The organism is Desulfobacter sp., assembly GCF_050177295.1.
This window is the reverse complement of record NZ_JBFXHE010000197.1, coordinates 1-7,961: the sequence shown is the minus strand read 5'-3', so window position 1 is coordinate 7,961 and position 7,961 is coordinate 1. Positions and strand designations below refer to the sequence as shown.

The following is a 7,961-nucleotide window of genomic DNA, read 5'->3' as shown; positions in this document are numbered from 1 at the left end:
AGAAAAACCGCCGATACCCAGCATGATCAGGTCGCCTTTAACCTGGGAAGAGATTTCGATTTTTTTCAGACCTGCGGCTTTTTTCAGTTCGGCTACCAGTTCTGCGCCTTCAAGCTTGCAACATACAAGACCTTTCCCGCCATGGGGTGCAACTAATTTAGACATATACATCATTCTCCTTAATCTATAGTTAACTACCAGTATAAGTGTCAGGTGCCTTGCTCCGGCACCTAACTTCAATTTTATTTAAAAATCTTGTAAGATTTAATGATGATTGGCTGATTTGTCAAGAATTATATTTGCTTAACTTTAACAGTTCTCCCACCTCATCCATGGATACTGCATGGGCATGGGCTTCAAGCCCGGGCTGCTTAAATGCGACGAACCAGGTACCTGCCCCTTCAGCCGCTTTTTTATCGTATATGGAATCCCCGATGAACACAATCTGCCGGGGCAGCAGCGCATAGGCCTCCATAATTTTTTCGAGCTGGTCAGGGAAGGGTTTGGGATGGGCCACATCAGATGCCGTGACAACAATATCAAATGAATTTTTCAGCTTATGTTGAATAAGTACATTTTCCATGGTATTTGTCCGGTTTGTGGCCACACCGCGCACCATACCCGCCTGCTTTATGGCATTCAGCAACTCAATCAGGCCCGGTTCCATCAGCATAAAGGGGACCACGCTTTCATAGCCGATGCTTTTGATCATCTTATATACAGGCCGGGGATCATCCATTTCCGGGAAAAGATATTCAACAGCAGCTTTTACCGTCATCATATGAACGTTCAGAAACTGCTCATCGTCAAGGGGTGGTTTGTTAAAACCAACCAGGACATCATTATAAAATATGCGGTTGGCCCGGGCCGTATCAAACATGACACCGTCGCAGTCAAACACAACGGCCTTAATTACTGCTGTATCCATTCTGTCAGATTCCTTGGGCTACTCATTGTTTTCATGTATCTTTGAATCACTCTTTTCCCTATACGCTGCCTTTTCAAAAATGGCATATACCCTGATTCTTAAATTCGGTTTATGGGGATTGTCTGTTGTCAATGTAATAAAATCATAAAGATCCGCAGAACGGTCGGAATAGCAGGAAACCCTGACCCGCCAAATTTTTTCCCCCTGGCCGGGCTTGATCAGCTCGGCCTTTATCTGCTTATTATACTTAAGCGTCATGTCAAGGATCTTCAATTCATCCCCCATCACCGGTTCAATGGTGACCGCTTCACTTAAGGTCTGACCCGGTGCACCGCTCAGGTTCACGGTGCTGGGACTGATCTTGACAGCCTCCCTAACGTTGCCGGCAATTCTTAAATAAAATTTTTCATTCCCAGGATCATCGGTTTTAACCAGAATTTTCTTAATCAACTCACGCCCGCCATACCCTGCGGTCTTAACACCAATGGTTATTTTTCCTTCCCCGCCCGGGGGAATCTGCCTGTCATAGGCTTTCTTGTCACAGCCTCAGGGGGGCTGGACCCCGGTAATGTTCAGGGGAGCATCCCCCTGGTTTTTTATTATAAAATCATGGGTTAAATTCTGTCCTTCAAAAACAGATTTAAAATCAAAACAGGGTGCCACCGGCACGGCCCTGGGACCCGCCCAGACATGCGACAGTCCTGCAAAGGACAACAGAAATGCACAAATGATTATAAGATTGATTTTAAAATTGATGGATTTCATTTTTTGTATCCATTGTTTTTTACCAACGAATAGGAAAAATAGCCTATTCAACCCTTAAATTCAAGGCTGTCCGTTCATTGCAGATAAAAAACAGGATTACCAACCGATCCAGTTCACCTAGTCAGATTTAAATTTCAGACAAGGCGTTCGGTCTGTTCATCTGCGGTCCTAAGAGGATTTCATTGACCTGGCGGCAAAGCAGATGGCCCATATCCAGAATAGTGTTGTCAATGCGTCGGACCGGCACCATCCCCATGAGCGCATTGGTCACAAACACATACGGCAGGGTGCAAAACCTTTCAACATCCAACGCAACCCGGCTTATAGTGAAGCCTTTTTTTGCCATAATCTGCATTACACACTTAAGCGTTATCCCATCAAGCACATGACCGGAAGCAGGAACAACCATATTTTTACCATCCAGGGACAAAATATTGCAGGTATTTGTTTCAGATACAGTGCTGTCCGAATTTAAAATCAAAGATTCATCCGCGCCATGATCAAGGGCAAAGGTCCGCGCCAGGTCGTAGAACAGATAATTCATGGATTTATGATCTGCCAGAAATGAGTGCCGGGCATGGGGAAAGGTCACCAGGTCAAGGCCTTTTTTGCCAAGCCGTTCAAGGCGGTGCACATAGGTGCGGATAAAAGCGGCAGCAAATACACGCCGCCCCGGACGGTCATCCTTTGCCGCCACAAGTTTGACTGCGCAGGTCTTTTGTTCAAACCCGTTTTGGGAAATAAGCTGTCCGACAACCGATTCCCAGCAGATATCCGGCAAAGATCCGCCAAAAACAGCACGCCAGGACTTTTCCAGACGCCTGATATGTTCAGGCAGTCGAAGGGGAATTCCCGCGTCCACCCGGATGGTTTCAAACAGGCCGGCACCGTATAAAAAACCTGGGATACCAGCCGGCACCCGGGCAAGCTCCTGGGGGACAAAGCAGCCGTTTACCCAGGCTATGATTGATTTTTCAATATGTTGACCCGCCCCTTGTGCCAGGGTATCCATCAGGGTCTTTCCCTTGACCAGGGTCTCTTCAAACTCTTTTTCAGGGTCTGAATCATAAACAACACCGCCGCCCATGGAAAAAAACAGCCGCCCGTCATGGACCACGGCCGTGCGGATGGCAACGGAGAGATCCATGGTGCCGTGGAAACTTAAATATCCGATGGCACCGGTATATACATGACGTTTTACAGGTTCCAGCGCATCAATGATTTCCATGGCGCGGATCTTGGGGCAGCCGGTGATGGAGCCTCCGGGAAAGGCGGCCCTGACCACCCCAGTAGAGGAAACGCCCGCTTTCAGGCGGCCTTTAACCACAGATACCAGATGAAACACATTGTCATAGGGTTCCAGGCATTTATGGGCTGTGACGTCCACAGAATCATGTTCTGTGACCCGGGACAAATCATTGCGCATCAGGTCTACAATCATAGTTAGTTCAGCATCATCCTTGGTGCTCCGGAATAAGGTTCCCGCGTTTTCCCTGTCCTGTTCAGGCGTGTCTCCCCGGGTAATGGTTCCCTTGATGGGCCGTGTTTCAACGGTCCGGCCCTCAACTTTGAGAAAGCGTTCGGGCGACGTGGAGACCACCTGGTGATTCCCGGCCTGGACAAAGGCGAAAAAAGGGGCGGGATTCTTTTGGAACAGCTTTAAAAACAGGGCATAGGCATCGCCGCTGAAACCCGTTTCAAAACGCTGGGACAGATTGGCCTGGTAGATATCACCCTGTCTTAAATGCTCAATAATCTGTGATACAGCGGACAGATATTCCGGTTTGGCAAATGAAGAGACAAACCCTGTGTTGTCAGCGCAGAAACCGCCGGGCTGCCAGGATTGTTCAAGCCGCTTAAGAAAGGATTCTTCCCGGGCCAGAACATTGTCTTGTCCCTTATCCCGGTCAAACACAGGCAGGCAAAGCCAGTTTTCACAGGTTTTTCGATCCTGGATCAAAATGACGGACGGGGCATACAGACAGATATCGGGCAAACCGTTGCCCACACAGGTCCGGGGCAGCTCTTCGATCCTGTCTTTCAGATCATAGGCAAAATAGCCGAACAGGCCGGCGGTCACCGGCAGTTTGAATGTCTTATCCAACAAGGAAAGTTTTTCTAGCAGGGTATCAACCAGATCAAACGGGTCCTGGTCTGTTTCATGGCAGACAAAGCACCCGGCTGAATCTTTGACGTTCATACAGATCCTGTTCCCTGTCCCTTTCAGCATCAGCCAGGGATCTGTCGCAAGGATATGATACCGGGCACAGTCCAGGTCAGATCCGGACAAAAGCACCACCGTGCCCTCTTGCCGGGAAAACCGGGCAGCAGCATGTTCAAAGGGAAGATCAACATTTAAACCCCGGATCACAATATCTGTGATCCGGGGCAAAAAAAATTTTTCAGACATTATCTGAGAAAAGGGTTCATCCGCTTTTCATTGGCAATGGAAGTCCTAGGCCCATGCCCCGGATAAACAATGGTGTCTTCGTCCAAATTCATCAGCTTGGTCTTAATGGAGGAAATCAAGGTGTCATAATCACCGCCAGGCAGGTCAGTTCGGCCGATTGAGCCCATAAAAAGGGTGTCTCCGGCAAACAGATGCCCGGGGGTGTAAAGGCAGATGCCCCCGGGCGAGTGTCCCGGGGTGTGGATCACTTCCAGGGTGATATTGCCAAAGGTAATGGTGTCGCCGTCCTTGAGATGAATGTCGGCAGGCGGAGAATTTTCTGCACCAAGACCGAACATGGCCGCATGGCGGGACAGGTCTGCAAGCATGGGTTCATCATCCGGATGAACGGCGATCTGGGCGCCTGTGGCTTCTTTCATCCGCTTGTTTGCCCCTACATGGTCAAAATGACCATGGGTGTTGATCAGATATTTTACCTTCAGTTCAGCCTTGGCAAGGGCCATGAGGATCCGGTCTGCATCATCGCCCGGGTCTATGACAGCGGCCTGTTTTGTATCTTCACACCCCAGAATAAAGCAGTTGGCCATAATGGGGCCGACTTCAAGTTTTTGTATAATCAAAACATCCTCCTTGATCTTCACGTCCTGGTCTATAGCTCATGCAGTACCCTGATCCGGTCCAGCACCCCGTTGATGAACGGCCCGGAATCCCGGGTGCCAAATTTTTTGCCGATTTCAACCGCCTCATTAATGGATACCGAGGACGGAATATCCGACAAATTAAGCATTTCAAAAACGGCAATACGCATGATATTTCTGTCCACTGCCGGCATTCGGGAAATCTTCCAGTTCTTGGCCCATTGATCTAAAAGCGTGTCTATCTTTTCACGATTCTCCAGAACCCCGTCCACAAGCGTCAGAAAAAAAACACGGGTGGATTCACTTAAATCTTTCCCGTGCTGTTCAAGGAATTCATCCATTTGCTGCGGAGAACCGGTTTTATTCAGATCCGATTTATTCAGATCCAAGGCAAACAGGGCCTGCATGGCCAGTTCCCGGGATTTGCGCCTGTCACCCATGTTCTATTCCATAGCCGCGCACAGGTTTGCCATTTCAACGGCACCCAAGGCCACATCAAAGCCCTTGTTACCGGATTTTGTACCGGCCCGTTCAATGGCCTGCTCAATGGTTTCAGTGGTGAGAACGCCAAACATCACCGGCACTTTGGCCTCAAGGCTGACAGCAGCAATACCCTTGGATACTTCGGCACATACATAATCATAATGGGTGGTGGCCCCGCGGATTACAGCACCTAAACAGATAATGGCGTCATATTTTTTTAAAGCAGCCATTTTGGCTGCGGCCAATGGGATTTCAAAGGCACCAGGCACCTTGACAACGGCAATATCCTTATCCTGTGCACCGCTTCGAATCAAGGCATCCACGGCACCTGACACAAGTTTGTCCACAATAAAATCATTGAACCTGGCGGCAACAATACCAAATTTTTTGCCTTTGGCATTCAAATTGGCTTCAATTATCTGAGGCATATTTATTATCCTTATTTAATATGTAGTAGATGACCCATCTTAGCCTGCTTGCACTTCAAATACCCCTGGTTGTAGGCATTGGGCGCCACTTCAATGGGCACCTGCTCCACAACGCTCAGGCCGTAGCCTTGAAGCCCCACCATTTTTTTAGGGTTATTGGTGAGCAGACGCATTTTACGTACGCCCAGATCCACCAGCATCTGGGCACCGACACCGTAATCACGCATGTCAGCGGAAAATCCAAGCTTTTCATTGGCCTGGACCGTATCCAAGCCCTGGCGCTGGTATTCATAGGCTTTTAATTTGTTCACAAGGCCGATACCCCGGCCCTCCTGGCGCAAATACAGAATAACGCCGCAGCCTTCCTCGTCCATCATTTGCATGGCCCGATGAAGCTGATCCTGACAGTCACATCGCAAAGAAGAGAAGATATCCCCGGTCATACATTCGGAATGCACCCGCACCAGAATCGCCTTTTCCGGGTCAATTTCACCCTTAACCAAAGCAATGTGGGTAAGATTGTCAATATCATTCTCATAGGCAATGATTTTGAATTCACCGCCCACCCGGGTGGGAATAACGGTCTGCGCAGCCTGTTTTACAAAGCTTTCTGTTTTTAACCGGTATTGAACAAGATCCGCCACCGTGCAGATGCCGATGCCGTGCTTTTCGGAAAATTGTTCAAGGGAAGGCATCCTTGCCATAGTACCGTCATCATCCATGATTTCACAGATGACACCGGCGGGCTTGAGCCCTGCCAGGCGTGCAAGATCCACAGACCCTTCAGTCTGGCCGATGCGCACCATAACCCCGCCGTCCCGGGCCCGTAAAGGAAAAATGTGACCTGGTCTTGCAATGTCCTGGGGTCCTGTTTCATCAGCCACTGCCGTTAAAATAGTGGTAGCCCGGTCTGCGGCGGATATGCCTGTAGTCACACCCTGTTTGGCCTCAATGGAAACCGTAAACCCCGTACCGTACTGGGAGGTGTTATTCTCAACCATCATGGGCAGGTCAAGCTTGTCAGCAATACTTGAATCCAGGGACAGGCAGATAAGACCCCGGCCATGGGTGGCCATGAAGTTGATGGTTTCCGGGGTTACGGCCTGGGCTGCCATGGTCAGATCCCCTTCGTTTTCCCTATCCTCGTCATCCACCAGGATGACCATTTTTCCGTTTTTTATATCTTCAATTGCCTGTTCAATGGTTAAATGCGGCATGTTGTCTATCCTTTACAAGAATCCGTTCCGGGCAAGAAATGACATACTGATGTCCGCGCCTGCATCAGCACCGGCGTCATTGGCACTATTAGCGCTTTTCCTTTGCCCTGATAAAAATTTTTTCACATATTTTCCCAGCATATCCGTCTCAATATTGACGCGATCCCCCACATTTTTAAATCCGATGGTTGTAATCTTTGCGGTATGGGGAATAATGCTTACCGAAAAACCGTTTTTCCAGCATTGGTTGATGGTGAGACTGATCCCGTCAACGGCCACAGAGCCCTTTTCTATTATCTCATCAGCTATATTTTCCGGCACCTGGATGTCATATATGATGGCATTGCTCCGGGTCTCGATTTTTAAAACCACACCGGTACCGTCTATATGCCCGGATACCAGGTGCCCGTCTATACGGTCCGACAGCCTCAGCGCCCGTTCAATGTTGACCCGGGCCCCGGGTCCAAGAGATTTGAAGGTGGTGCGGGATACGGTTTCCGGTGCCATGTCCACCTTGAACTGCCCTTTGCCAAGGCTTACAGCGGTCAAACAGGCCCCGTTCACGGCAATGGAATCCCCGATGCCTGTACCGGAAAAATCCAGGCCGCAGGCAATCACCAGAATTTTGCCCTCCCCCTGGGTTTCAATGCGCCGAATGGTGCCCAGACTTTCTATGATTCCGGTAAACAAAAGTTCTCTCCCCCCAAATTTTCTACCCCCATTACCTCCCATTGCCAACCGGCCTATTCCGGGGTTCAATATAGCCTATGACCAGTATATCTGAACCGAACTGCCGGGTACTGACCCGGGCCAGTTCAAACAGGTCTTTTATCGTTTCAGGACCCGGGCCGTTGAACACCGGGATACCGTCATTTCCACCCATGATCTTGGGGGCAAGGAAATAGCAGACCTTATTTACAATCCCTGCAGCCAGAGCCGATGCAGCCACCCGCCCCCCGCCTTCAATCAGAAGGCTTGTGACGGACAGTTTTCTTAACCTAATCATCAGGTCATTTAAATCAAGCCGATTTTCCAAGACCTTGCATTCAAGAACCTGTGCGCCCCGGTCTTTGAGGCGCAGGATTTTGGCGG

Annotated in this window: 9 protein-coding genes and 1 pseudogene; all 10 read right to left on the bottom strand. The window is 49.4% G+C overall.

The window, feature by feature from the left end:
• Window positions 1–165, bottom strand: a pseudogene (sat, locus tag AB7U36_RS14045) (sulfate adenylyltransferase); the annotation flags it as partial.
• A 121-nt stretch (window positions 166–286) separates the two neighbouring features.
• A complete protein-coding gene (locus AB7U36_RS14040) occupies window positions 287–928 on the bottom strand; it encodes an HAD family hydrolase (RefSeq protein WP_428160370.1) in 642 nt (213 codons plus the stop codon).
• An 18-nt stretch (window positions 929–946) separates the two neighbouring features.
• Window positions 947–1,693 (bottom strand): OS_HP2 family (seleno)protein, encoded by a 747-nt coding sequence (locus AB7U36_RS14035; protein WP_428160369.1) that lies wholly within the window; start codon window positions 1,691–1,693, stop codon window positions 947–949.
• 127 nt (window positions 1,694–1,820) lie between these two features.
• Complete coding sequence (gene pabB / locus AB7U36_RS14030) at window positions 1,821–4,103, bottom strand: aminodeoxychorismate synthase component I (RefSeq protein WP_428160368.1); 2,283 nt, start codon at window positions 4,101–4,103, stop codon at window positions 1,821–1,823.
• On the bottom strand, window positions 4,103–4,723 hold the full coding sequence (locus AB7U36_RS14025) for an MBL fold metallo-hydrolase (protein ID WP_428160367.1): 621 nt from the start codon (window positions 4,721–4,723) through the stop codon (window positions 4,103–4,105). Before AB7U36_RS14025 ends, pabB begins: the two co-directional genes overlap by 1 nt.
• 29 nt (window positions 4,724–4,752) lie before the next feature.
• Window positions 4,753–5,181: a transcription antitermination factor NusB gene (nusB, locus tag AB7U36_RS14020; RefSeq protein WP_428160366.1), complete on the bottom strand. Its 429-nt coding sequence runs from the start codon at window positions 5,179–5,181 to the stop codon at window positions 4,753–4,755.
• A gap of 3 nt (window positions 5,182–5,184) precedes the next feature.
• Window positions 5,185–5,652, bottom strand: coding sequence for a 6,7-dimethyl-8-ribityllumazine synthase (gene ribH, locus AB7U36_RS14015; protein ID WP_428160365.1), 468 nt, complete (start codon window positions 5,650–5,652; stop codon window positions 5,185–5,187).
• Window positions 5,653–5,663: 11 nt separating this feature from the next.
• Complete coding sequence (locus tag AB7U36_RS14010; protein WP_428160364.1) at window positions 5,664–6,869, bottom strand: bifunctional 3,4-dihydroxy-2-butanone-4-phosphate synthase/GTP cyclohydrolase II; 1,206 nt, start codon at window positions 6,867–6,869, stop codon at window positions 5,664–5,666.
• 12 nt (window positions 6,870–6,881) lie between these two features.
• Complete coding sequence (locus AB7U36_RS14005; protein WP_428160363.1) at window positions 6,882–7,559, bottom strand: riboflavin synthase; 678 nt, start codon at window positions 7,557–7,559, stop codon at window positions 6,882–6,884.
• 31 nt (window positions 7,560–7,590) lie between these two features.
• Window positions 7,591–7,961, bottom strand: a 371-nt coding sequence (locus AB7U36_RS14000) for a RibD family protein (protein ID WP_428160362.1), incomplete at its 5' end; no start/stop codon positions are given.